General features: G+C 62.4%; 21 protein-coding genes and 1 riboswitch. Of the genes, 10 read left to right on the plus strand and 11 right to left on the minus strand.

Annotated elements, in window-relative coordinates; translation table 11 throughout:
- The first annotated feature begins 270 nt into the window (after nucleotides 1-270).
- Both AC1DTQ_RS14090 and AC1DTQ_RS14095 read left to right on the plus strand, forming a co-directional pair.
- Nucleotides 271-2,856: a TonB-dependent receptor plug domain-containing protein gene (locus AC1DTQ_RS14090; protein WP_477850387.1), complete on the plus strand. Its 2,586-nt coding sequence runs from the start codon at nucleotides 271-273 to the stop codon at nucleotides 2,854-2,856.
- A 113-nt stretch (nucleotides 2,857-2,969) separates the two neighbouring features.
- Complete coding sequence (locus AC1DTQ_RS14095; RefSeq protein ID WP_477850388.1) at nucleotides 2,970-4,511, plus strand: tetratricopeptide repeat-containing sulfotransferase family protein; 1,542 nt, start codon at nucleotides 2,970-2,972, stop codon at nucleotides 4,509-4,511.
- Nucleotides 4,512-4,520: 9 nt separating this feature from the next.
- Here the strand turns inward: AC1DTQ_RS14095 and AC1DTQ_RS14100 are convergent, their stop codons facing one another.
- The 4 genes from AC1DTQ_RS14100 to AC1DTQ_RS14115 all read right to left on the minus strand — a co-directional run bounded on the left by AC1DTQ_RS14100 (nucleotide 4,521) and on the right by AC1DTQ_RS14115 (nucleotide 9,265).
- Nucleotides 4,521-6,095, minus strand: coding sequence for a sulfotransferase family protein (locus tag AC1DTQ_RS14100; RefSeq protein ID WP_477850389.1), 1,575 nt, complete (start codon nucleotides 6,093-6,095; stop codon nucleotides 4,521-4,523).
- Between the two features lie 45 nt (nucleotides 6,096-6,140).
- On the minus strand, nucleotides 6,141-6,965 hold the full coding sequence (locus AC1DTQ_RS14105; RefSeq protein ID WP_477850619.1) for an XOO1806 family protein: 825 nt from the start codon (nucleotides 6,963-6,965) through the stop codon (nucleotides 6,141-6,143).
- A gap of 141 nt (nucleotides 6,966-7,106) precedes the next feature.
- Nucleotides 7,107-8,012, minus strand: a complete 906-nt coding sequence (hslO, locus tag AC1DTQ_RS14110) for an Hsp33 family molecular chaperone HslO (RefSeq protein ID WP_477850391.1) — start codon at nucleotides 8,010-8,012, stop codon at nucleotides 7,107-7,109.
- Nucleotides 8,009-9,265, minus strand: coding sequence for an aspartyl/asparaginyl beta-hydroxylase domain-containing protein (locus AC1DTQ_RS14115; RefSeq protein ID WP_477850392.1), 1,257 nt, complete (start codon nucleotides 9,263-9,265; stop codon nucleotides 8,009-8,011). The genes hslO and AC1DTQ_RS14115 overlap by 4 nt, the downstream gene beginning before the upstream one ends.
- 111 nt (nucleotides 9,266-9,376) lie before the next feature.
- Between AC1DTQ_RS14115 and mtgA the strand changes: the two genes are divergently transcribed.
- From mtgA to AC1DTQ_RS14135, 4 genes are read left to right on the plus strand one after another with little or no spacing between them, the layout of a single operon-like run.
- Nucleotides 9,377-10,108, plus strand: coding sequence for a monofunctional biosynthetic peptidoglycan transglycosylase (gene mtgA / locus AC1DTQ_RS14120; protein ID WP_477850620.1), 732 nt, complete (start codon nucleotides 9,377-9,379; stop codon nucleotides 10,106-10,108).
- 2 nt (nucleotides 10,109-10,110) lie between these two features.
- Complete coding sequence (locus AC1DTQ_RS14125) at nucleotides 10,111-11,139, plus strand: glycosyltransferase family 2 protein (RefSeq protein ID WP_477850393.1); 1,029 nt, start codon at nucleotides 10,111-10,113, stop codon at nucleotides 11,137-11,139.
- Nucleotides 11,099-11,527: a CBS domain-containing protein gene (locus AC1DTQ_RS14130; protein WP_477850394.1), complete on the plus strand. Its 429-nt coding sequence runs from the start codon at nucleotides 11,099-11,101 to the stop codon at nucleotides 11,525-11,527. Before AC1DTQ_RS14125 ends, AC1DTQ_RS14130 begins: the two co-directional genes overlap by 41 nt.
- A 7-nt stretch (nucleotides 11,528-11,534) precedes the next feature.
- Nucleotides 11,535-11,912, plus strand: a complete 378-nt coding sequence (locus AC1DTQ_RS14135; RefSeq protein ID WP_477850395.1) for a hypothetical protein — start codon at nucleotides 11,535-11,537, stop codon at nucleotides 11,910-11,912.
- A gap of 22 nt (nucleotides 11,913-11,934) precedes the next feature.
- Here AC1DTQ_RS14135 and AC1DTQ_RS14140 read toward each other — a convergent pair whose 3' ends face one another.
- The 6 genes from AC1DTQ_RS14140 to AC1DTQ_RS14165 all read right to left on the minus strand — a co-directional run bounded on the left by AC1DTQ_RS14140 (nucleotide 11,935) and on the right by AC1DTQ_RS14165 (nucleotide 19,313).
- The gene (locus tag AC1DTQ_RS14140) at nucleotides 11,935-13,881 is read right to left on the minus strand and encodes an AsmA family protein (protein ID WP_477850396.1); all 1,947 of its coding nucleotides are present in this window, start codon (nucleotides 13,879-13,881) and stop codon (nucleotides 11,935-11,937) included.
- 79 nt (nucleotides 13,882-13,960) lie between these two features.
- Nucleotides 13,961-14,629: a PAQR family membrane homeostasis protein TrhA gene (gene trhA, locus AC1DTQ_RS14145; protein ID WP_477850397.1), complete on the minus strand. Its 669-nt coding sequence runs from the start codon at nucleotides 14,627-14,629 to the stop codon at nucleotides 13,961-13,963.
- Nucleotides 14,630-14,684: 55 nt separating this feature from the next.
- On the minus strand, nucleotides 14,685-15,569 hold the full coding sequence (locus AC1DTQ_RS14150; protein ID WP_477850398.1) for a lysostaphin resistance A-like protein: 885 nt from the start codon (nucleotides 15,567-15,569) through the stop codon (nucleotides 14,685-14,687).
- A gap of 3 nt (nucleotides 15,570-15,572) precedes the next feature.
- The gene (locus AC1DTQ_RS14155) at nucleotides 15,573-17,177 is read right to left on the minus strand and encodes a peptide chain release factor 3 (RefSeq protein ID WP_477850399.1); all 1,605 of its coding nucleotides are present in this window, start codon (nucleotides 17,175-17,177) and stop codon (nucleotides 15,573-15,575) included.
- A gap of 82 nt (nucleotides 17,178-17,259) precedes the next feature.
- Nucleotides 17,260-18,192 (minus strand): peptidoglycan DD-metalloendopeptidase family protein, encoded by a 933-nt coding sequence (locus AC1DTQ_RS14160; RefSeq protein ID WP_477850400.1) that lies wholly within the window; start codon nucleotides 18,190-18,192, stop codon nucleotides 17,260-17,262.
- Nucleotides 18,189-19,313, minus strand: a complete 1,125-nt coding sequence (locus AC1DTQ_RS14165) for a phytase (protein ID WP_477850401.1) — start codon at nucleotides 19,311-19,313, stop codon at nucleotides 18,189-18,191. Before AC1DTQ_RS14165 ends, AC1DTQ_RS14160 begins: the two co-directional genes overlap by 4 nt.
- Nucleotides 19,314-19,425: 112 nt before the next feature.
- Nucleotides 19,426-19,543, plus strand: a riboswitch (SAM riboswitch).
- Nucleotides 19,544-19,624: 81 nt separating this feature from the next.
- Here AC1DTQ_RS14165 and metX point away from each other — a divergent pair.
- The 4 genes from metX (at nucleotide 19,625) to AC1DTQ_RS14185 (ending at nucleotide 23,843) form a co-directional block, all read left to right on the plus strand.
- Nucleotides 19,625-20,722 (plus strand): homoserine O-succinyltransferase MetX, encoded by a 1,098-nt coding sequence (gene metX, locus AC1DTQ_RS14170; RefSeq protein ID WP_477850402.1) that lies wholly within the window; start codon nucleotides 19,625-19,627, stop codon nucleotides 20,720-20,722.
- Nucleotides 20,719-21,948 (plus strand): O-succinylhomoserine (thiol)-lyase, encoded by a 1,230-nt coding sequence (locus AC1DTQ_RS14175; protein WP_477850404.1) that lies wholly within the window; start codon nucleotides 20,719-20,721, stop codon nucleotides 21,946-21,948. The genes metX and AC1DTQ_RS14175 overlap by 4 nt, the downstream gene beginning before the upstream one ends.
- Nucleotides 21,945-23,021 (plus strand): homoserine dehydrogenase family protein, encoded by a 1,077-nt coding sequence (locus tag AC1DTQ_RS14180; protein WP_477850405.1) that lies wholly within the window; start codon nucleotides 21,945-21,947, stop codon nucleotides 23,019-23,021. Before AC1DTQ_RS14175 ends, AC1DTQ_RS14180 begins: the two co-directional genes overlap by 4 nt.
- 108 nt (nucleotides 23,022-23,129) lie before the next feature.
- Nucleotides 23,130-23,843 carry a response regulator transcription factor gene (locus AC1DTQ_RS14185; protein ID WP_477850406.1) on the plus strand — a complete coding sequence of 238 codons (714 nt, stop codon included), beginning with the start codon at nucleotides 23,130-23,132 and terminating at the stop codon, nucleotides 23,841-23,843.
- On the opposite strand, the gene AC1DTQ_RS14190 is transcribed toward AC1DTQ_RS14185, so the two are convergent.
- Entirely contained in the window at nucleotides 23,836-25,251 is a 1,416-nt protein-coding gene (locus AC1DTQ_RS14190) for a sensor histidine kinase (protein ID WP_477850407.1), read from the minus strand. The genes AC1DTQ_RS14185 and AC1DTQ_RS14190 overlap by 8 nt on opposite strands.
- Between the last annotated feature and the right edge of the window lie 73 nt (nucleotides 25,252-25,324).

Raw genomic sequence — 25,324 nt, forward strand, 5'->3', positions numbered from 1 at the left:
ACAAGTTGAACAACGCGTTCAGCTGGAATTGGGTCTGGAGTTTTTTGAATAGGCGAAATGTAGTACCTATCACAATTCCATAACAACGTAAGTCATTGTTTTTCAATTGTTTTGCGGCGTAAGGATTAGTTTCATGTGTAGTCCTTCCCCCTACCGTAAAAATTACGTTATCCTTCGGCCACCAGACGTTGCTCCATTTCACGTCTGTTTATTTGACTTGGGTCCCACGGGGACCTGCGTCTTCAACTCGACTTTGAGAGAGAGCATCAAATGACCAACCTTAAGAAGCTGCCAGCCGCGATTCAATTCGCGTTGTTCGCCGGCGCGGCGACGCTGGTTTCCGGCAACGCCATTGCCCAGGAAGCCGAAAGCGGCGACGCCAAGACCCTCGACCGCATCGAAGTTACCGGTTCGCGCATCAAGCGCGCCGAAATCGAAGGCGCCCTGCCCGTCACCGTGATCACTCGCGCCGACATCGACGTCAGCGGCAAGATTTCTGTGGCCGAACTGCTGCAGAGCTCCACCTTCAATTCCTTCGGTTCGTTGACGCCTGCTTCGGGCAGTTCGGCACAGTCGTTCTCCGAACTGAGCCTGCGTGGCTTGGGCGGCGGCCGTACCCTGATCCTGATCGACGGCCGTCGTGCGCCGGTTTCGCCGCAGACTGGCGAAGGCCAGGATTTGAACTCGATCCCGCTGGCTGCAGTTGAGCGCGTCGAGATCCTGTCCGATGGCGCCTCCGCTATCTACGGCGCCGACGCGCTGGGCGGCGTGGTCAACATCATCACCCGTAAGGACTTCAACGGCGCCGAAATCACCATGGGCGTCAGCAACAGCGAGCGTGGCGGCGATACGGAGACCGGTTCGGCTCTGTTCGGCGTTTCCGGCGACCGCGGCCGCCTGCTGGGTGGTATTTCCTACAACAATCGTGGCATCACCTATATCGGTGATCTGCCGTGGGTGGGCGCGGGCGCTTCTTCGTACGGCAACAATTACTACGATTTCGCCCGCAACCCGCAGGGCAAGCCTGTTGCGACCGCCAACCGCGGCGCGGTACCCGGCGGCTGCACCAACACCGGCTTCTACATGTCCGGCACCAGCTGCTTGTACGACTTCAACCTGGTGGCCGCCGATACGGCTTCCATCGAGCAGAAAGGCCTGTTCGTCCGCGGCGATTACCAGATCAACGACGACTGGAACATCTACTTCAGCGGCAACGTGACCCGCGTCGAGAGCTTCGGCCGCTTCGCGCCGACGCCCGAGTACATCTTCGTCCGCGCCGGCACGCCGAACAACACCCGTGGCGTGGATACGCTGATCAAGCACCGTTTCGCAGCCCTGGGCCCGCGCGACAACTACGACGACACCAACGTCTACGACTTCACCTTGGGCGCCAACTGGCAGGCTTCCGAGAAGGTCGCCGTGGACTTCGGCCTGCGTCGCAGCGATTCGACCTTCCAGTCGCACGGCTATAACTACGTCAACATCCCGCGTGCGACCGAGCTGTTCAATTCCGGCGCCTACAACGTGTTCAATCCGGGCGGCAATTCGGAAGTGGTGCTGAACGACATCCGCGCCACCACCGCGCGCACCGGCCACTTCACCCAGGACGAGCTGTTCGCAGTGGCGAACATCGACCTGTTCGAAATGGCGGGCGGCACCTCGGTCGTCGCCGTCGGCGCCGAACACCGCAAGGAAGACTATGCGGACATCTACGACGCACAGTCCGCAGCCGGCAACATCGGCGGTTCCTCGGGCAACTCGTCGTTCGGTAGCCGTACCCTCTCGTCCGTCTACGGCGAGTGGATCCTGCCCTTCCTGCCGTCCTTGGAAGCCGACCTCGCCGTTCGTTACGACGATTACTCGGACTTCGGCGATTCCACTTCTCCGAAGGTGTCGTTGCGCTGGCACCCGATCGACAGCCTGACCTTCCGCGGTTCGTATGGCGAAGGCTTCCGCGCTCCGCCGCTGACCATCATCAACGCGCAGTCGGCTTTCTCTGCCGACACCGTGGTTGACGGACCGACGGCGATCCAGCTGGGCCGTCCGCCGGGCGCATCCATCCAGGTCGACGGCCTGGTGGTCGCTACCCCGACCCTGCAGCCGGAAGAGTCCAAGCAGTGGAGCCTGGGCGTGGTGTGGGATGCGGCTGACTGGGTGAACCTGAGCCTGGACTACTACAACATCGAGATCACCAACCAGATCAAGAGCTACTCGGCGCAGACGGTTATCAATCGTGCGCGTTTGGGCCAGTTCCTGCCCTCCAACCTGGGCGTTACCCGCGATCCGATCACCGGCGCACTGGTCCAGGTCCGTCGTGGTGCCGGCAACGAAGGCGTCATCAACACCGACGGCTTGGATTTCGGCGCCCGTACCAACTTCGATTTCGGCGAGTGGGGCGAGCTGAAGAACTCGCTGCAGGTCAGCTGGGTCAACAAGTACGAAATCGCTGATCCGATCTCTGGCGCCGACGACCTCGTGGGCACCCAGGGCGTTCCGGAATGGCGTGCCTCGCTGTTGAACACCTGGACCAAGGGCGACTTCTCGTTCAGCTGGACCGTGAACGCGATTGCTTACGATCCGGAGTTCTACATCGACTACCTGGCCGAGAACTATGGCTACAGCTGCCAGGACAGCATCGATGCGGGTTACGTGCATACCTGCGAACATAAGGCGTATATCACCCACGACATCCAGGCTAGCTACAAGACGCCGTGGAACGGCAAGATCACGCTGGGTGCGCTGAATGTCGGCAACAAGAAGCCGTCGCTCGACACGTCGTACACGCAGGGCTACAACCCGTCGCTGTACAACGCGTTCGGTCGCCAGGTCTACCTGCGTTACACGCAGACCTTCTGATCCAACGTAACAGAAGTGGTTTTCCCCAAAGGGGCCCGCAAGGGCCCCTTTGCTTTTGCGTTCTTTCCAACCAGAATCGTCGTTCGAAACGATGAGATGAAATTTACAGAGCCATGAACGACCCGACCGAACTGCTGCGCCAAGCAGAAAAAGCCGTCGCCATGGCCAACTGGCCGGAAGCGCGGAGACGTTTCCTGCAGGTGTTGGAAGTAGTCGAGCATCCCGATGCCTTGCTGCACCTGTCCTATATCGAGTCAAACGCAGACCATTACAGCCTAGCCAGGGCGTACGCGCTCCGCGCTTGCGCGCAACGGCCGCGCGCGCCCGCGACGGTGGTCCGGCTGCTCAATCGGTTGCGCAATTTCAACGAGATGGGAGCGATCAACTGGTTCATCGAGCAATCGCCGTTCTTACTCGATCTGGATGCCCAGGGGCTGCAGGTGGTATCGGCCCAGTTGAGCTACATGGGAGAGCAGCAAAAAGCGGTGCAGTATCTGGATAGAGCAATTGCCCGGCGTCCCGGGGTCCCGCAGCTATTGCTGGCACGCGCTCAGGTAAAGGTGTTTCTTGGCCTGTTCGATGAAGCGGAACAGGACTTGGCCGAATGCCTGAAACTATCGCCGGGGATGCCCAATGCCTGGTGGACCTTGGCAGGCCTGCGCAAGCAAACGGCGGCATCGAATCACGTCGATCAGCTGCAGAACCTCATTGCCTCACGCGCTCATCCGGCCAAGGACAAGACATATCTTTATTACGCGTTGCACAAAGAGCTTGACGATCTGGGGGATATTCCCGCCGCCGCCCAGGCCCTGGACGCGGCCTGCAAGGCGCAGAGATCGGAGTTGAAGTACAGCGATGCGCAAACGCGCGCCTTATTCCGGCAGTTGAAGGCGATGCCGACCGGCGCGAGAAGCTCCGCACGCGCTGGATTCACGCCTGTATTCGTGGTGGGGATGTACCGTTCGGGGACAACGCTGCTGGAGCAATTGATCGGCGGAAATCCGAATATCCTCAACGCTGGTGAGCTGCAGGATATGACCGGCTGCATGCGCAACGCGGTTGACCATTACTGCCATGGCGTGACTGATGAGATGGTTATCGCGCGCGCCAAGGGAGTGGATTTCACCCAGGTGGGCATGCAGTATCTGCATGGAGTCAGTTGGCGCTTGAATGGACATACGCACATCACCGACAAGTGGCCGCCGAACACCATGAACGTTGGTTTCATCTGCCAAGCGTTGCCGGATGCGAAGGTCATCCACATGACCCGCGATCCGGTGGAGACTTGTTTCTCCATTCTCAGGGAGATGTTTAGCGGTGCCGCTCAGTATTCCTATGACCAGGCCGAGCTAGCGAGCTACTACCTTCAATACCAGGACTTGATGCGCCATTGGCACGAACGCTTCCCCGGCCGCATTCTGGACGTGGATTACGCTCGCCTTACTACCGACACCGAGCAAGTCATGCGTGAAGTGTCCGAATTCTGCGGCTTTTCCTTCCTGCCGACGATGCTCGATCCACGTTCTGCCTCGCGCAGTGTGGCGACCGCCAGCGCCGTCCAGGTCAGGGGACCTGTGGTCTCCAGATCGAAAGCGAAATGGGAGCCGTACCGGGACTATCTGCAGCCGCTGATAACAGGATTGGGTCTGCAATAAGCGACGCGGTCAAAGCAGTCCGGCGCCGGACAGGCGCTCGATCAGCGGAGCCAGATAGTCGCGATAGGAAGACCACTTGGGCTTTGGCGGAAGGGCGGGCTTGCTTCGCACCTGAATTGCGCTAGCTGTGGACACGCTTCGCGAACGGTCCGAGGTATCCAGCATGGCGGGAACGTAGTCCAGTCCGCAGAATGCGGTGATCCGTCGCAGACTGCCCTCCGGGTCCTGAATCAGGTCTCTGTAATCCACGTCCAGAATGCGGCCGGGGAATGCATTGTGCCAGTGCGCCATCAATGCGGCATATTCCTTGTAGTAATCCGCCAGCTCGGTCTGGTCGTAGGAATATAGGCAGGTCGTTTCCGAGAAAAATTCGCGCAGGTTGGAGAAACAGATCTCCATCGGATCGCGCACCATATGGATGATCCTGGCCTGCGGAAGCGCGCGGACGATGAAGCCGATATTCAGGAAATTGGACGGCAGTTTGTCCGTGATGTGACTCTCGGTCGTCCTGCGCCAGTCCACGGCGGACAGATACCCTTTTCCTATTTCTTCAAAATCCAGTCCTGGCGCGCGCCGGACTATCTCCGAATCTATTTCGCGCCGGCAATGATGGTTCGCCGCCAGCCGCATTTGGATGGTGAAGTCGTACAACTCTCCTGCGCAGTGGATCTGCGGATGGCCATCCAGAAATTGCTCCAGCAGCGAGGTGCCGGAGCGGTGCATACCCACGATGAAGATCGGCGTCAGCGAGCCTTCTGCAGCGGTCGTAGCAGACGGTACGCCGTCGACCGGCATTGCTTTAAGCTGTTCGAAAAAGTCGCGTTCCTTGATGCCGGAATATTCGACTAGCCCACGCATGGACTTGTTGGCGGTGTCCAGGGCCTCCGACGCTTCCTTAATCTGGTCCAGGTCATCGAGTTCTTTGTGCAGCGCATAGCCGAGGAAAGCGATGTCCTGTGGATGCATCGCCTGGGAAAGCTCGTTTCTCAACGCGTCGACGTGGTTCGATGCGGGAGTTTGCTTGCGGAGGCGCGCCAGCATCCACCAGGCGAAAGCCAATCCTGGCCTTTTCCGCAGGCACTCCAGCAGGAACTGCTCCGCATCTTCGATCCGCCCGAGGAACATGAGCGTCTGCGCCTTGGACAATTGCAGAGGTATGGACTCGGGGTCGTTGGCTAGACCGCTTTCCAGGTAGGGCAGAGACTTTTCCGGTTCGTTGAAAGAGTTGAGCAGGGTGGCGACCAAATCCACCACTTCACTCTTTCCGAGCAACGACGGTGAAAGGGCCGAAATCGCGCCATGGATCTCCGGGGCAAGTCCGAATGTTCTAAGCCTACGCAGCAGGTTGACCGAATCGCGCTGTCCCTGCGCGCCCGCAGCGTAAGCCTCGAGCGTGGAGGCTCTGGCCAAACGGTAGTTACCCGCGATGGACTCTATCCTTGAGCGCTGGATCAGCGCGCCGGCATGCTGCGGATACTCGAACAGAATCCCGGCATTGATCTTTCGCGCCTCGCCGAGATTCCCGGATGCGATATGCCTGCGTGCAAGTCCTAGCTTGGCCTCAAGGCCATCCTGAGAGGTCATACGATCTTCAATGGGAGAAACCGGAACAAGGACGACTGCGGGTGATTACAGGTCTTGCTCGTAACGTACGTAGGGCACTGTGCCCTCATCGCTGCCTTCGTCGCTTGGCGAGAAGGGATTCTTGCCGCGGGTAATGACGTTCTCCGCGCCGACGGTCAGCTGGCCGCTCCATGGGGTACGCCAGGTCAGGCCCAAGCCCAGGCCTTCCCATTTGCCCGGCTGGCCGGGAACGTCGACCACGCGGCCGACGATGTTGGCACTGAAGGCGCCATAGCCACCGCCGACACTGAGACTCTTGGTGTTCCAGCGATCGGCCATGGCGGGGACGTCGGCAATCGGCACTAGGCGCGCTCGGGCTACCGCGCCACCAATCCGCACGTAACCTTCGCGGCCGATGTTCTTCTGGCCGAATATAGCCAGATCGTTCTGTTCGACGCGCGCGCCGGGATTGGAGGACAGCCAAGCGGGCAGGGTGTCGCGGCCGCTGCCGGCAGACAGTCCCAGCTTGCCGCCCGGGCGAGTCAGGGAGGTGCCGACGCTGACCCGCTGGCTGCTCCCGTCGTTGCTATCGGTGATGAGTTCGGCGACAGCGCAGTTGCTGATCAGGCTGCCGATGCTGCTGGCGCTCTGGCGGTTGCAGACCAGGCCAAGGGAGTCGCCGGCTTCAAGGCCAAAGGCCGCTCCTAGAGTATTGCTGCCCAGACGCCAGCTGGCGCCCGCGGAGGCTTCGCCCGTCGGTTCCAGCAAGAGCACGGCTTCGACCTTGCCGCTGGTGTTGTTCCATACCGGAAGAACCGTGGGGTCGCGCTTCGAGGCTTGCGGCTTCTTGGATTGCGCGTGCGCGCCAGTTGCCACGCCAAAGGCGAGCAGCAAGGCAAACGGCAGATGCAGAAGACGCAGTTTCATAGCTCGTTTAAGACTCCCAACCCCGCGCTGGGGTTCCCCTCCCAGGGGATCTGATGCTATTCGGTTTATGTTTCTTTAACAAGTCCCCGATACCCACGCGAAAAGCTACTGGAGCCGTTCAGGGGCCTGTATTCCGACCGGCGGCAGGGCAAAAAGTTCGTCGATCTCCCCGGCGCTGAAAATATAGCGCTGGTCACAGAACTCGCAACGCACTTCGGCTTGGCCGTCGGCCAGGGCCGCATGGGCCTCTTCGCTTCCCAGCGACTGCAACATGGCCGCCACCCGCTGCTGGGAGCACGAACAGGCAAAGCGAAGGGGGCGTTCGGCCAGGATCGACCATTCCTCCTCATGGAACAGGCGATGCAAAAGTTCGCCTATGGGAAGGGCCAGAAGCTCGTTGGACTGTAGGGTCTCGAATAATGCCCCCGCGCGGTTCCAGCCGTCGCTGTCGCCTTCGTCGCCCGGCCGACTGTCGAAAGGCAATTGCTGCAGCATTAGCCCGGCGGCGGCGTTGCCGTCGGCAGCCAGCAACAGGCGGGTCGGGAGCTGTTCGGATTGATGGAAGTAGTTCTCGAACGCCTCCGAAAGAGTAGCGACCTGCAGGGAAACCAGGCTCTGGTATCGCTGCGGCTCGCGCGGGTCGAGGCCGGGGTTTTCGATGGTGATGGCCAGCAGGGCGTCCTCGCCCAATTCACGCAAGTCGTGCGGAGCGGCTTCGCCTTCCGCCATCCGGGCGATGCCGCGCAGGGTTCCTTGGGCGGTGCATTCGGCGAACAGCGTGCGCAGCGCACGCGAACTCCGCAGCTGCAGGGACAAGCGGCCGTTCACCTTGGCGTGGCCAGTGAACAGCGCAGAGGCCACGCAGGCCTGGCCCAGCAGATCGCGCGCCCGGTCGGGATAGGAAGCATGGGACAGGATCTCCTGCCAGGTGTTTTCGAGACGCACGCCGACTCCGCGCACGCCGGCTTTGGGCAGGAGGAAGCGGGTCTGGTTGTCGTCGGCGTCGCTCACAGTTCTCCGAGATCGGCGTTCTCGCCGTAAAAATTCATGATGCTCTCAACGGTGTGGGCTACCAGCTGCCGTTCAAGTGGCGTAAGCATGGGGTGCCATACATCGAAGATCAGCACGACCCGTAACCGGTCGCTGTAGTTCCATGCTTCGTGGGTGATGGTGTCGTCGAACACGACCACCTTTCCGGGCTGCCAAGTATGGGTTTCGCCGCCAACGCGCAGGCCGCAATCCGGCGGAACGATCAGGGGCAAATGCACGGTCAGGCGTGTGTTGGTCGCCCCGTTGTGCGGCGGAATATGCGTGCCTGGCTTCAGCGCGGAGAAAAAAACCACTGGCGCTCGGTTGGGAATGACGTTCTGCGGCGTCTGGCTTATGGCCGCCTCGGTGCGTGGGCATAGATCGGCATTGGAACTGATGCGCGCTCCGTTTTTCCAAAGGAAAAGCGCGCCCCAGTCCAGGTTGCGATCAAGCGCATCGAACTGCCCGGTGGGTGTTCCTGCCTGCGTTTGCACGTACGGCACGAACAGATCGGGCTGCTGCAACAGCGATTCCAGCTCCCTGAGTATGTCGGGGAAAGCAGCCTCCACGCCCGGCACCCAATCAAACGTCGAAGTGTCAAAAAAAGGAATGGCGGGGAGCCTGGGATAAGGAAGCATCAATGGGCGTGCGGTCACGAACTCACGGCGTCCGGTCACGATGTCCAGACAGTTCTCGAAGCGTTCCAGCTCAGGACGACTTCCTTTGCCCATCAAGCCGTGCATGCGGTCCTGGAGAAACTCGCGTAATGCTTCCTGGTTTTCGCTTACGGCTTTTCTCGCTTGTGCGACGAGCTGCTGCAGCTGCGCCGACTGTGCGGCCGACTCGGGCATGTAGGCCAGCGCTCGCCCCCAGGAGGCCGCTGCTTCCCTCGGCTGGCCTTTCACTTCCAGCAGCCGTGCCCTTTCCATATGAGCGCCCCAGGCGGCGGGGTCGGCAGCGATAGCCTGGTTGATCGAAGCCAGAGCGGCGTCGGTATCGCCTTGCGCGCCGTGCAACCGCGACAGATTGGCGTGCGCCATGGCGAATTTGGGGGCGGCCGCCACCGCCCGCAGCAGGTATTCGCGAGCCACGGCGAAATCCCCGCGCGCCATGCTGTAAACGCCGATGAAATTGAGTGCTGGCGGGTAGTCGGACTCGATGTCCAGAACCTGTTTCCAACGGCTGACGGCCGCCTCAGACTGGCCGCGCCGGGACAACTGGTCGGCTTCCATCATCAAGGCGGCTATCCGGTCTTGTCCTTGCATGGGCGCCCTTCGATATGCTCACCGTGATGGACGAAAGGTTAACATTGCAGCCAGATTTCGAACCATTCGCCAGGACCCTCCATCATCGATCTGCCTTCTCCCGGACGAACCCGATCACGTCGCCGCTGGTTGCGCTGGCTGTCGGCGCTGCCATTCCTGTTCGCGGTGGCTAGCATCCTGCAGGTGGCCGTATTGCGTTTCGTGGATCCGCCTTTCTCTGCGTTCATGGTGGCCCGGCAATTGGAAGCCTGGGGCGCGGGCGATGGAAGCTTCCGCGTGGCCTACGACTGGCGGGACATGCGGGATATTTCCGCCAACCTGCCGGTGGCGATGGTGGCTGCCGAAGATCAGAACTTCGCCAGCCATAGGGGGTTCGATTTCAAGGCCATCGAAAAGGCGCGAATCAACAACGCCAAAGGCCGCAGGGTGCGTGGCGCAAGTACGGTCAGCCAGCAGGTCGCCAAGAACCTGTTCCTGTGGCAAGGTCGCAGTTGGGTGCGTAAAGGTGTGGAAGCCTGGTACACCTTGCTGATCGAACTGATGTGGCCAAAGACGCGCATCCTAGAGGTTTACGCCAACATCGCCGAGTTCGGCGACGGCATTTACGGTGCCCAAGCTGCGTCCCGCAGTTATTGGCGCAAGGACGCGAGCCGCCTTTCTCCGGCTGAAAGCGCCCGGCTGGCGGCGGTGCTGCCTGCTCCGCGACGCTACAGCGTTGCCCGCCCTGGACCCTTCGTGCAACGGCGCGCCAATTGGATCCAGCGCCAGGCGCGGCAGATCGGCGGGACCGGCTATGTACAGGCATTGGATTGAACATGGCCCGCGATAGGGATCGCCTTACCGTGGTGGTGGCGGCGCGCAACGAGGCCGGGGCGCTTCCCACGCTGCACCCGCGCATCGCTGCCGTGCTCCATCGTCTGGAGGATGTGGACGCTCAAGTGCTGTACGTGGACGACGGCAGCACCGATGCCACCTGGGAAGTGATGCAGGGCCTAGCTCGGCAGGACCCGCGCGTCTCATTGCTACGCCTGTCGCGGAATTTCGGCAAGGAGCTGGCGCTGACAGCGGCCCTGGACCAGGTGGAAATCGGCGCGGTGCTGATCCTGGACGCCGACGGACAGGATCCGCCCGAGCTGATTCCGCAATTCGTTTCGAAGTGGCGGGAAGGCTACGACGATGTGCATGGCACGCGTATCCAGCGAGAAGGCGAGGGCTGGCTGAAGCGCGCCACCGCAGCCGGTTTCTACCGCGTGATCGGGCGTCTTTCCAAGACCCCCATTCCAGCCGATACCGGCGATTTCCGTCTGTTGTCGCCGCGCGCGCTGGCCGCGCTGCGGCAGCTGCGCGAGCGGCACCGTTTCATGAAAGGGCTGTTCGGCTGGGTGGGCTTCAACCAGGTGGCCATTCCCTATCGGCGTGAGGCGCGTCTTGCGGGGCGCAGTAATTTCGGCCTCTGGAAGTTGTGGAACTTTGCGCTGGAAGGCATCACCAGTTTCTCCACCGCACCGTTGCGCGTGGCCACCTATTTCGGTCTGCTGACCGCGGTTTTCGCTTTCCTGTTCGCGGTCTGGATCATCGTCAAGGCCGCTCTGTACGGCGACCCCGTCGCCGGCTGGCCCACGATGATGGTGGTGATCCTGTTCCTGGGCGGCATCCAGCTGATCGCATTGGGATTGATCGGCGAATATCTGGGCCGTCTGTACGACGAATCCAAGCAGCGGCCGCTGTATCTGGTGGATGTCTGGCAACCGGGCGTAGGAGGAGTATTCTCGGCTCAGCAACCCGGTGCGAAAGGAGAGGTCGATGCATACGCTACGCCAACTGTTGGGAAGCAAGACTCCTGAGGTCTACGCCGTCGCCCCCGGCGACTCGGTGTTCGACGCCATCCGCCTGATGGCCGAAAAAAGCGTAGGCGCGGTACTGGTGATGGACGGCGCAAGCCTGGCCGGCATCGTTTCCGAGCGCGATTACGCGCGCAAGGTGGTGCTGCATGGCCGCTCTTCCGCGGACACTTCGGTGCGAGACATCATGACGGCGGGTGTGATCACGGTCGGGCCCAATCACACTGTCGAACATTGCATGCAGTTGGTGACCGAACACCGGATCCGCCATCTGCCGGTAATGGAGGACGGTGAAGTGATCGGCGTGATCTCGATCGGCGATCTGGTCAAGGCAGTGATCGAGGACCAGAAGGTTCAACTGGATCAGTTGCAGCGGTATATCGCTAGTTAGGCGCCACGTGTTCGATCAACTGGACCAAGCTATAAGGGCAAATGACCCTGACGCGCTTCAGCAGGCAATCTTCGATACTGGCCAACTGCGTGACGAGAATGGGCTAGTTCCTGACGAGGTTTCCTTCAAAATTATTGATGCTGTCAGGCGGCCTGAGATGGTTGCATCCCCATTAACAGCGCACCTTTTGAATCACTTTGAGTTTCACTCGGCCAATCTTTCAGTAAAGGCCAAGGACAGGTGCGTCGGTTTTTTTATTGCCTGGGGAGACAGCCTTACTCACTTTCATGCCCAGCAAGTTGTCGCAGAGCTTCGTCATGGCGAGTACTTGACGGGAGTGGCAACCAACAAATCATTCAAGCCGAACCCACTTCACGGGCGTTAAACCGCGCCAACTGAGTCGCGCTCTACTTAGCGTATTTGCCGCCGCAGCTACTGTCTTTTCCGGGTCCCAGTTCCAGCGTCGCGAGCAGAGCGGCAGGCGGCGCGATGCTGCCCAACGCAAGAGCCACCGCACCGCGCAACCCCAAGCGTTTGAAGTCCGGATGGAAAGACGGATCCTTGAACGTGCCGCCCACTACCAGTGGCGAACGCAGTGCCAGGATGCTTCGGTCCTTTGGCCGCGGGCGCAGCTCCAGATCCAGGGTTTCATTCTTCAGGTTGATGTCACCGTTGCCGACGATTATCGTATCTTCGGTGTCGAAGGCGAGCGCACGCGAATGCATCATGCCGTCCTTGACGGCGAAATCGCCGAACGCGCAACGGATGGGCACTTTTTTATCCTTGGTCAGCAGGAACTTCAACGCCTCGGCGATATCGATGCCCGCCAACTCCATCAGCAGGTTGCTGATCTGGCCGCGACCCATGCCCAGGGCGATGTCGCCGTCGGCGCTGCCCAGCATCGCGGCGATTGAATTGCCGGTGCCGGCGATCGCCATATCGCCACCTATCAAGCCCACCGCATCCTTGGTCAGTTTCACATCGGGAAACAGTTTCGACAGGTTCAGGCGTCGTACCGAAACCTTCGCCTGCGTGCGTATGATCGCTTCGCGCGCATCCATGCGGATGGTGGAGCGGATGTCGCCACCGGCGACTCCGAAGTTCAACGGCACCAGTTCCACGATGCCCGCATTGAGCTTCAGATGCGCATCCATGTCGTCCAGAGGCAAGCTAGGCGCGTTGATCCGATGCGCTTTCAGCCGTACATCCGCGTCCATCGAACGCAGCTTTGTTAGATCGTAGGGCTTATCGGGCAGCACGCGCGTATCGGCAGCAAGCTGCAGCGTTTGCGCCCTCAATTCGGGATTGGTGGATTCATTGCCGCCGGCCTGCGGCGGAGCGCCGAGGAAACCGGCCAAATCGTCCAGGTCCAGACGTTTGGAAACCAGGTTGGCTTCCAGAAACGGACGCTTGCGCCCCGCGGTGACGGTAGCGGTGCCACCCAGATCGCTGTCGCCGACCACGCCTTTGAAGTCCTGATAACGCCAGACATCTCCCTTGCGTATCAGTCGCCCGTCCAGTTTGTACGGCGGGGTGGACGGGGTGGCGATACCGATTAACGGGTACAGGTCTTCCATGTTCTGACCGGAAAGCGCGAGTTGTAGATTGAAATCGCGCAGTTCGAAGGGATTGATCAAGTTGCCGCGCGCATGCGCGTGCGTCGGCCCCGCGTCGGCACGCAGATTGATGCGGTAGGGTTCGTCGCTGTTGCTCAATTCCAACGGAGATTCGGCGCGGCCGGAGATATTGAACGGGTTGCCGATCCAGCGTCCCTTACCTTCGACGTCGATGGGCGGGGCCGCGTCTTCGCGTCGGGGTTGCGAGCTGTTGACGCTGATGTCGACGTCGGTTTTCTTCGGTGCATTGAAGAATTGCAGACGGCCGTCGTCGATCCATATCTTGCGGAACCGAATGGGTTCTCCGTCCGGATCGCCGAATACCCAATTGCCCACGCCGTCCGGGCCGGTTTCAAGGCGCAGCGTCGGTTTGCTGAGACGGATTTCTGGAATGCGGGTCTGGCGTTCGAACAAGAGAGGCCATATCTCGATATCGAACTCGGCGCGATCGGCGCTGGCCATGGTCGGCTCCTTCGACCATGCTGCATTGCCGAAAGTCAAAGCCTCGCCGCTGATGGTAGTTGTTCGGCCGAGATCCACGTTTAGGTCGCCGCCGATGCGGAATTCACGCCCGGTCTGTGCTTGCACCAGACCTTGCACCGGTCCTTTAAGCCAATTCCAGTCGAACAGAACGATAAGGAGTACCAAGGCCAGCGCCAGAACGCCCAATACGACCGAAGTCCTTCGCGAAGGCCTGCGTCGATAAAATGGCACGGGTTTTGAGGCGGCATCGTTCATATGCCGCCAATATCGGGAAAAGTGCGTTCAGGTTGCGCGAAAGTGCGCTTTAACCGTTCATGTTATGGGCCTCGGTCCGCTATAAGCGCGGAGCGAGCACTTGCGCAGTCACCGCGATGAAATGGCAGACGCTGCCGCCGATCACGAACATGTGCCAGATCGCGTGCGAGAAGCGGATCGATTCGCGATGGTAGAAATACGTGCCCAGGGTATAGAACAGGCCACCCAGCAGCAGCCAGCCCAAGGTCCAGCCGTCCAGCGCGATGAGCATCGGTTTGATCGCCACGATGACCAGCCAGCCCATGGCGATATAGATCGCCGTCGATAGCAGCTTGAAGCGGCCGGTGTAGAACAACTTGAACACCACGCCGAACACCGCCAGCGTCCAGATGGCGATGAACAGGCCCCAGCCCCACGGCCCGCGCAGGCCGATGAGCGTGAACGGGGTGTACGTGCCCGCGATCAGCAGGTAGATCGCGCAATGATCGAACACCTTCAATCGCGCCTTGGCGATCGGATGTTGGATGGAGTGGTACAAGGTCGAGGCCACATAGAGCAGCAGCAAGCTGATGCCGAATACGATGGAGGCGCCCAACTGCCAGGCATCTCCGTACAGCGCTGCTAAGGTGATCAGCACCGCGCCACCGGCGAGCGCCGCCACCGCACCGAGACCGTGAGTCAGGGCGCTGGCGATTTCGTCGCGGTAGTCGATTTTTTCGCCGTGCGGGGGACGGGAGGCGGAAGTCATGCCCTGCAAATTACCGCAATGCAGCAGCGTCTGCATCCGTGCTTGGTTCACGTTTCTAGTGGCCGCGTTTCCAGAAGGGTGCCACGACGCTGCGCTCCCGCAGCATGCCCCTCAGCAGCAGCAGACTGGCGATGCCGCAAGTCAGCACGGTCAGCACCGAGGCTTCGGCGCCAAAACCGCCTCCATCCAGCCAGTCCGGCCCTTGCAGCTGCGAGTCGAACAGGCCATCGACCTTGATGCCCGAGACCGGTATTCCGAATACCGCACCCTGTACGAAGTTCCAACCCGCATGCAGTCCGATGCACCACCAAAGCGAACGGGTGACGTGGTACAGCAGTCCGAACAGCACGCCGGCTTCGATCGAGATCGCCGCCGAACTCCATACGGTCGCACCGGGGTTGAACGAATGCGCGAAGCCGAAGAACAGCGCCGATACCGCCAATGCGATCCACGTCCCCAGGCCTTCCTCAGTTAGCCGGAACAGGATGCCGCGGCTGATGATTTCCTCGGTGATACCGGGTACCACGGCGGTCAACAGGAACAGCGTCCACAACGGCGCATCGCCGAAACTGGAGACGGTGTAGGCCTGCGCGGCCCAGAGTTCGGCGGTCACCAGTGCGAACAGCAGCAGCGCGGCGAACAGGCCCCACAGCAATTGCGGGGACTTGCGCCAGTCCAGTTCGGACAAGGGACGTCTTTCGATGAATTTCGCCAGCAGCCAGTAAGCGAGCAGGTAGGGCAGGACGGTCAGCACGGTGAACGCGAAGTTCGCGCTCATGGTCTTGAAACTATTGGGCGGGATTCCGGCCGACTGCGCTGCCCATGCAAATACGTATCTGAGCGCGATCAGCATCGCCGCGAAGTAGGCCATGCGTGCCAATGGCGAGCGCAGCAGCCTGGACAGGACCTGACGGTGTAGGCCGGGCTGCCGTGCTTCCATTCGTCAGTCCAGGCTTACGCTGTGCGCATGCTCGCGCGTGGCCATGAACTGCACGTCCGGAGCACGTTCCTGCGCCAATTGCAGATTGACGCGCGTAGGCGCCAGGTAGACCAGTTCGCCCGCCGCATCCAGGGCCAGGTTCATCGCGTTCTTGTCGCGGAATTCCTCCAGCTTCTTCGCGTCGGCGCAGCGGATCCAGCGTGCGGTGACCACACCGACCGGTTCGAAGCTGGCGTCCACGCTGTACTCGTCCTTCAGCCGGTAAGCCACCACATCGAACTGCAGCGTGCCCACTGCGCCCAGGATCAGGTCGTTGCTCATCAGCGGGCGGAAGAACTGCGTCGCGCCTTCCTCGCTCAATTGCGCCAGGCCTTTCTGCAGCTGCTTCAGCTTCAGGGGATCGCGCAGACGCGCGCGGCGGAACAGTTCCGGAGCGAAGTTGGGAATGCCGGTGAAGCTGATCGCCTCGCCTTCGGTGAAGGTGTCGCCGATGGAAATGGTGCCGTGGTTGTGGATGCCGATCACGTCGCCCGGCCACGCTTCGACCGCGATCTCGCGGTCGCTGGCCATGAAGGTCAGCGCGTTGGCCAGCTTCATTTCCTTGCCGGTGCGCACGTGGAAGCTCTTCATGCCCGCGGCGAAGCGGCCCGAACAGACGCGCATGAACGCCACCCGGTCGCGGTGCATCGGATCCATGTTGGCTTGGATTTTGAACACGAAGCCGCTGAGCTTGGCTTCGCTGGGATCCACCGTGCGCGTGGTGGTGGCGTGCGGTTGCGGCGAAGGCGCGTGGTCGACGAAGAAGTCGAGCAGCGGCTGCACGCCGAAGTTGTTGACCGCCGAGCCGAAGAACACCGGTGTCTGCTTGCCCGCCAGATACGCTTCGGCGTTGAAGGGGTGCGAAGCGCCCTGCACCAGTTCCAGTTCTTCGCGCAGTTCGGCAAGCAAGTTCTCGCCCAAGCGTTCGACCAGTTGCGGATCGTCCAACGAGCTGAAGATCGCCGAATCCTGGCGAGTGAAGTTGCGGCCCTGCTCGTACAGATGCACTTCGCCGCTGACCAGATGCACAACGCCCTTGAGGCGCGAGCCCATGCCGATCGGCCAGGTCACCGGCGCGCATTGGATGCCGAGCACGCTTTCCACTTCGTCCAGCAGTTCGATCGGATCGCGGCCCTCGCGATCCAGTTTGTTGATGAAGGTCATGATCGGCGTGTCGCGCAGGCGGCACACTTCCATCAGCTTGATAGTGCGTTCCTCCACGCCCTTGGCCACGTCGATCACCATCAACGCCGAGTCCACGGCGGTGAGCACGCGATAGGTGTCCTCGCCGAAGTCGGCGTGGCCGGGCGTGTCCAGCAGGTTGACCATGCGTCCTTCGTAAGGGAATTGCATCACCGACGAAGTCACCGAGATGCCGCGCTCCTTCTCCAGCGCCATCCAGTCGGAGGTCGCATGCCGCGCGGCCTTGCGGCCTTTCACGGAGCCGGCCATTTGGATAGCGCCGCCGAACAGCAGCAGTTTCTCCGTCAGCGTGGTCTTGCCCGCGTCGGGATGGGAAATGATGGCGAAGGTGCGGCGGCGCGCGGCTTCGGTAGAGACTTCGGACATGGCGATAGCGCCCGCGCGGGCGCGTTCATAAGGACAGGGAGGCGCGAATTATAGCGCCTGCGGCCTGTTCGCCCGCGCGGACTCACCGGCTGCTGGGAAACTTCAGCTCGCCCAGCGGCCCGAACATGCGGAACGGGACCGACTCCAGGCGCATACCGCGGTTGACCTGTAGTACGAAGTGCAGATGCGGCGCGGTGCTGAAGCCGGTGTTTCCGGATAAGCCGATGCGTTGGCCCAGACGCACGCGTTGGCCGGTGCGCACTTGCACCCCTTCGGGCTGCAAGTGCGCGTAAACGGCCATGCTGCCGTCGTCGTGCAGGATGCGGATGAAGTTGGCGCGGCCGCCGTATTTCTCGCGGTTCAGGCCGGCTTTGTCGAAGTCCGATTCCACCTGCATCACCACTCCTTCGCGCACCGCCACGATCGGCGTGCCCTCGGCCAGCGCGAAGTCGATGGCATAGCGGTTTTGCGGGTCGTTGTGGCTGAAGCCGCCGCCCGGGCCCTGGTCCACGCGCACGCGGGCGTAATCGAAGGGCAGGCGGTAGTCGTAGTCGACAGGTCGCGCCGACGGGCTGCCGGGAAGGCCATCGAGCAATAGTTCGAAATCTCCCCCGCGGATCGGATCGGTGATGGTCAGCGTGGCGACCAGCACGCTGCTGCGTGCCGGTACGGTGGCTTCGGCGGGCAAAGTAGGACTACCGAAGACATTGCGGTCGTGTTTGAAGCGCAGCATCACTTCGACCGGCCCGTGCAGCAGATTGTCCGCCCAGGCTTCGTAGCGGCCGCGTTTGTTTTCCAGGCGCAGTCGGACCAGGGCGCCGGGCGGATTACGGAAGCGGACCACGTTCACGTCGCTGGCCGGAAGTTCGTCGGCTGCCGGCGGCTGGTCGCCGTACTGGGTCACGCCATGGCGATCTTTCCAGCGATACAGGCGCGCGGCGTCGGCGTCGGCCATGCCCAGCAGCAGCAACGCCAATCCTAAACACCAGGCCGTGGCGACGCAGACCGCTTTCATCGCATGCAGCGGTCCGACAATCCCAGTGCGCGCGCGACATCGCGCAGGTCGAACGCGGCCACTGCCTTGTCGTCATGCAATGCGAACAGCGCACCGGCCGGGAAACGAGGCGTGCCTGCCGCGTAGAGCACTTGTCCATCGGTATTGGCGACGACCTGACCTGAGAATGTCTTTAAAGGTTGCAGGCTGGTGCGATCGAAGATGCGGAATACGGTCGGCCGCAATTGATCCACGGCGATCCAATAGCCCTCGCCGGAATCGCAGGCCCATAGCGCCACGCCTTCGGCATCGGCATCGAACGGCGGCAGGCTGTGGGCGCGGTACAGGCCTTCCAGCGTGTATTCGCGCAAGGTCGAACCCACCCGCCGGTCCTCATCGGCAATCAACAGGCGATCGTTGATCGAGTCGCCGGCGATCGATTCCACCATGCGCAACGCGCCGGCTTCGCTGGTATCGCCGAACGCGCCCAGGTATTTCGATTGCAGCTTGCCCTGGCCGTCCACCTGCACCTCGAAGCGCTTCACGCGCTGGTCCAGTTCGCCCATGGGCGGCAATTCGCCGGTCCTGAAATTCGCCATGAAGCTGTCGGTGACGAACAGCTCCAGGTCGTCCGGACCGTTTTCGCGTACCCACAGGCCATAAGGAACGCGCAGTACGTCCTGACCGACGAAACCCAGAGGCGTGAAATCGGGAAGCTTGAACACCTGAACCCGATGGTTGTCGCGTTCGGCCACGAACAACAGGTCGCCATACACCGCGATGCCGTTGGGACGATTGAATTGCGATACGCCTTCGCCGCGTTCGCCGACGCTGCGCAGGCGTTGACCGGTCTCGGCGTCGTAAACCACCAATCGATGGCTGGACTTGGCAGTGGCGATCAACCAAAGGTGGCCGTCCTCGGTGGGCCAGACCGCCAGCGAATCCAGTTCGTCCTCTGGGCTTTCGGTGGAGACCCAGGCCTCGGCAATCACTGCATCCACCGCGGTCGTGGGCGCTGGAACCTGGGGCGCGGAAGTGTGCGGGACCGGAGCAGTGGCGCAAGCCGCCAGCAGCGTCAGGCAGGCGCCGAGAACAAGCCGCGCCAGAGCAGATCGGGCCAGAGCAGGTCGGAAAGGAGTCATATGCTAATTATGCGTTAAGGCCGGCGTGGCTTGCGACAGGTATTGTGACCTACTCCATCGCTTTATCCGAATAAAGCGATTGACATGTCAAAAAACGGCTGGCAAGCTGGCGCCACCATCGAGACCGGCAGAGGGACAGGCCCTTTGAAGCCGGGGCAGCCAGGCGACGCGCAAGCGCCGCCCAGGTGCCAAATCCTGCGGAGACCTCTGCGTCTACCGGAAGATGGTTCGATCCTGCCTTGTGCGGGGGCGAACGCCGAGCTCCGCGAAGCTCGATGGTTGTAGTCCAAGTTCCTCCACTGGATACCGCCATGAGCTTCGTCAACGCCGCCCTTCATGCCGTTCCTTCCCTGCCGCCGTTGCCGGCCTACGAGCTGTCGACGGACCCATTGTCGACTGCTCCGTTGTCGACTGCTGCCGCGCGCGACCAGCGCGGCGAAATCAGCCTGAGTCTCGACTTGCGCCATGCCGGCATCCGTCAGGTGACTCTACGTTACGAGTTGCTCGGCGAAGCGGGATTGCCGGTCGTGTTCGTGGCGGGCGGCATTTCAGCGCATCGCCACGTGGTGGCCAGCGAAACCTTCCCCGAGAACGGCTGGGCCAATGCGCTGGCGCAAGCCGGTCGTGCACTCGACCCAGCGCGCCGCCGTCTGCTGGCCATCGACTACGTCGGCGCCGACGGCAAGCTGGACGTGCCGCTGGAAACCGCCGACCAGGCCGATGCCATCGTGCAGTTGCTGGATGCGCTGAAGATCGAACAGCTGCATGCCTTCGTCGGATATTCGTATGGCGCGCTGGTGGGCCTGCAACTCGCGGCGCGCCATCCGTCCCGTCTGCGTAAGCTGATCGCAGTGAGCGGTGCGCATCGTGCGCATCCGTATGCATCGGCTTGGCGCGCGCTGCAGCGTAAAGCCGTGGCGTTGGGCCAGCTGCAGTGCGCCGATGCGCAAGGGCTTTCGCTGGCGCGTCAGTTCGCGATGCTGAGCTACCGCACGCCGGAGGAATTCGACGAGCGTTTCGACGCCGCTCCGGAAATCATCAATGGCCGCGTGCGTTGCGCCGCCGAGGACTACCTGGACGCGGCCGGTGCGCAATACGTGGCGCGCACGCCGGTCACCGCCTACCTGCGTCTGTCCGAATCCATCGACTTACATCGTCTCGATCCTGCCCAGGTCGGCGTGCCGACTGTGGTGGTCGCCGTGGAAGGCGACCGTCTGGTGCCGCTGGCCGATTCAGTGGCGCTGGTCGAAGGCCTGAACACACAAGGTTCCAGCGCGCGCGGCCAGCTGCGCGTACTGCGTTCGCCTTACGGCCACGACGCCTTCCTGAAAGAAACCGATCGCATCGACAACATCCTGGTGGCCGCCCTGCGCGATGCCGACCGCAACGAGACTGGAGAAACCGCATGAGCCGCCCCACCGACAGTAAAGAAAGTCCCTGTAGCTCCGCCACTTCGGCCGTACGCGCCGGCATAGATCGCGACACCGCCTATGGCGCGGTCACGCCGCCCATCGTGCTGTCGTCCAACTTCAGCTTCGACGGCTTCGGCAACAAGCGCCAGTACGACTACACGCGCAGCGGCAACCCGACCCGCGATCTGCTGGGCGAAGCGCTGGCCGAACTGGAGGGCGGCGCGGGCGCGGTAATCACTTCCACCGGCATGGCCGCCATCACCCTGGTGCTGAACGCTTTGCTTGAACCGGGCGACCGCTTGGTAGTGCCGCACGATGCCTACGGCGGAAGCTGGCGCCTATTTAATGCGCTGGCGAAGAAAGGCCATTTCGAGCTGATCACCGCCGATCTGACCGATCCGCGCTCGTTCGCCGATGCACTGGCGCAGTCGCCGAAGCTGGTGCTGATTGAAACGCCTTCCAACCCGCTGCTGCGCATCACCGACCTGCGCTTCGTCATCGACGCGGCCAAGAAGGCTGGCGCGATCACCGTGGTCGACAACACCTTCCTGTCGCCGGCCCTGCAGAAGCCCATTGAGTTCGGCGCCGATGTGGTGCTGCATTCCACCACCAAATACATCAATGGCCACAGCGATGTGGTCGGGGGTGCGGTCATCGCACGCGAAGCGGAAACGCATGAAAAACTCGTGTGGTGGGCCAATGCGCTGGGCCTGACCGGTTCGCCGTTCGACAGCTTCCTGACCTTGCGCGGGTTGCGCACATTGGATGCGCGGCTGCGCGTGCACCAGGAAAACACCACCGCCATCGCCACGTTGCTGGATGAGCATCCTGTGGTTTCCAAGGTGTATTTCCCGGGTTTGGCCTCGCATCCCGGCCATGCCGTCGCCGCACGCCAGCAAAAGGGCTTCGGCGCGATGCTGAGCGTGGAGCTTCACGGCGGCGAAGCGGCGGTGCGCGCCTTCGTCGACGGGCTGCGCTATTTCACTCTGGCCGAATCGCTGGGCGGCGTGGAAAGCCTGATCGCGCATCCGGCGACGATGACCCACGCGGCGATGACCGCCGAAGCGCGGGCCAAGGCCGGTATTTCCGACGGCCTGCTGCGCCTGTCGGTAGGCATCGAGTCCACCGATGATTTGATCGCCGATCTGTCGCAGGCGCTGCTGCGCGCCGAACGCGCCATCGCCAGCCAGGCGGAGGACAAACGCATCCTCGTCGACGCATGAGCAGCGTCGTGCGTCTGGCGACGGCGTACCGTTCGGTGCCGGCGCCGAAGTTGGCCCTGCTGGGCACTGGCGTAGTAGGTACAGCTTTCGTAGCCCGTTACCAGCGACTGCAGCAGTGCGGTCATCCCCTGCCGGCGTTCGCGTGGCTCGCCAACTCGCGCGTGCTGCAGTATTGCGATGAGTTGCCTGCGCGCGCGCTGGAGGAAGCACGCGCCTCCACGCTGGAAGTCGGCGCGCTTCCGCCCTGGGCGGAAGCCGAAGCGCTGCGCCGCGGCGACGTGCTGGTCGACGCGACCGCAAGCGAAACCGTGGCCGACTGGCATGCGAGCTGGCTGGCGCGTGGCGTGCACGTGGTCACCGCCAACAAGCTCGGCTATGGCGGCGCGCTTTCACGGGCGAGCGCCATTGCGGAAGCGGCGCAGGAAGGCAATGCGCGCTACGGCGACAGCGCCACCGTCGGCGCGGGGCTGCCGCTGCTGCGCAGCCTGCGCGAACTGGTGGCCGGTGGCGATCGCATCCATCGGGTCGAAGGCGTGCTGTCGGGTTCGCTGGCTTGGCTTTTCCATCACTACGACGGCATGCGTCCGTTCTCGGGTTTCGTACGCGAAGCCCGCCAGCTCGGCTATACCGAGCCGGACCCCCGTTTGGATCTTTCGGGCGAAGACGTGCGTCGCAAACTGCTGATTCTGGCGCGCGCGGCGGGATTGCCGCTGCATGCCGAAGCGGTAGAAGTGGAATCGCTGGTGCCGCAACGGCTCGCGGCGCTTCCGTTGCAGGAAATCGACGAGGAGCTGGAACTGCTGGACGCGCCGCTGGCGGCGTGCTTCAAGGACGCCTACCGCACTGGCGCCAGGCTGCGCTTTCTCGGTCGCTTCGACCAGGACGGCGCACGCGTCGGCGTGCAGGCGTTGCCGGCCGAGCATCCACTCTGCGGCGGAGGCGGCGCCGACAACCGCGTCGCTATTTTCAGCGACCGCTATAGCGAGCAGCCGCTGGTGATCCAGGGGCCGGGCGCGGGCGCGGAAGTAACGGCGGCGGCGCTGCTGGACGATGTGCTGAACGTCGGCGCATAGGCTTGCGATATCGGTGCCGGCTGGCGATGCGGTTATCCGCTGATATCCACCGACCCGCTTCCGCTAGAATGCCGATGCAAGCCGCGGGGCGGCGATGAGTGATACGAGATGACCGCGTCTATCGATGCCGACCGCGCATTGCGTGTGGCGCTGCTGGAGGACGACCTCCTGCTGCGCGACCGTGTGCTGCTGCCAGGGCTGAGGGATTTCGGTTTCGAAGTCAGCGGCCTGGAGACGGCGGCCGAACTGCATGAACACTTGAAGACGCAGCCCACCGATATCGTGGTGCTGGACGTGGGTTTGCCGGACCAGAGCGGGTTCATGGTGGCGCGCCAGCTGCGCAGCCAGTCGCCTTCCTTAGGCATCGTTATGCTGACGGGACGGGGAGAAACTCCTGATCGCGTACGCGGCCTTAGCGAAGGCGCCGACGCTTACCTGTCCAAACCGGTCGAAATCGAGCTGCTGGCGGCCACGCTGCACAGTCTGGCGCGCCGTGTGCAAGGGAAAAACGATCCTGCCGCCGCCTCGCAGGGCTGGCGGCTGGACGGCGGCGGCTGGTGCCTGGTCGCGCCTGCCGGCGGCAACGTGGCATTGACCAAGAGCGAGCGTCGTTTGTTTCAGCGCTTGCTGGCTTCTTCGGGCGAGATCGTAACGCGCGAGGCGCTGATTGCCACGCTCACCGAAAATGTCTACGACTTCGATACCCATCGGCTGGACTCGATGATCCATCGCCTGCGGCGTAAGGTGGCCGAGGCCTGCGGCGAACGGTTGCCGCTGATCGCGATACATGGCGAAGGCTACGTGCTGAACGCACTCAGATAGCTTCGGGAGTTTCCGTCGCGGGTACGGGGGTCGCGGAGGCGCCGCCTTGCTGGGCTGCCGCCAGCGGCAAAAATATGCGAAACAGGGTGCCGCTGCCCGGCGTGCTGACTACTTCGATCGTACCGCCCGCGTTTTCCGCCAGATCGCGCACCACCGACAAACCCAAGCCGGTACCGCTGTCGGCGGGCTTGGTGGTGTAGAACGGTTCGAAAGCGCGGCGCAGGATTTCTTCGCTCATGCCGTGGCCGGTGTCGGCCAGGCCGATCTCGATGCAATGGCCGCGGTTGGCGGTTTGCGCGCGTCCGGCAGTAATGGTGAAGCGTCCGCCCCCGAGCATAGCGTCGCGCGCGTTGGCGGCGATGTTGAGCACCATCAGTTCGAATTGGCTGCGGTCCAGGCGCACCGGTAGCGGCGCCGGATCGATCCGGGTTTCCATTTGTATATCGGCGTCGAACAGCTGACGCAGCATCGGCCGCAGTTCCTTGATCGCATGACCCGCATCGAAGGACTCGACATGAGCCACATCATGGCGGCCGAAACGCAGCAGCTTGCGGCTGATCGCGGCGCCGCGACGGGCGGCGATTTCCACGCCTTCCAGCGATTCCTCCAGGCCATCGGCGCGTTCGCGGTCGCCGATGCCCGGTTCGGCCCTGTGGCGCTGCGAGGCGAAGCCCAGGATCACGCCGAGGATATTGTTGAAATCGTGGGCGATGCCGCTGGCCAGACGGCCGGTGGCTTCCATTTTCTGCGCGTGGATCAGTTGCGACTGCGCGCGTTCGCGTTCGGCCATCTCGCGCTGCAATTCGCGGCTGCGCGCGATCGATTCATCGAGGCTTTCGCGCAGCGCCTGGATCGTGCGGTCGAGGACCGCGGTGATCAACAGATGGCTGATGAGCACCGCCGGCACGTTGAGCAGAGCGCCGCGAATGGCCGCGGCGTCGCTGCCGTCGGCTCTGATGTCGGTGATGAAACCGATGCCGAATACCATCATCAGCAAACCGAACACGGCCCACAACGCGCCACGGCCCAGAACCAGACCGGCGATCACCAGCGGCAGGATGGTCGGCGCCGGATCGATCACTCCGGGCTGGACCCCGAACTGGAAGAACACGATTCCCAGCGAAATGAGTTGCGGCGCCAGGAATAGCATGATCGCGGGCCGGAACCGGCCGCGCCGGATCATGGCGATGCTGACCCAGGCCAGAGCCACGATGACCACGTCCATCAACAGGACGATCATCCTGCCTTCGGTGGGGAGCGCGCCGCGGGCCAGGATGCGCCAGACCCAGTTCAACGGTAGCAATAGGCCGTAGCAAAGCAACAGCAGTTGCATGACCGGTGCGTTGCGGCGATCCACCGGGTCGGCGATCGGCGCGCTGCGCAGCCAGTTCTGTACGAGCTTCCACATCGGCGAAAGGGGCCTTCGGGGAGGGTGCGGGACGGCCGCCCCTGACGCGCCCGACCCGGCTGCCGGAGCCGCC

This window comes from Pseudoxanthomonas sp. P4_B2 (assembly GCF_056402315.1).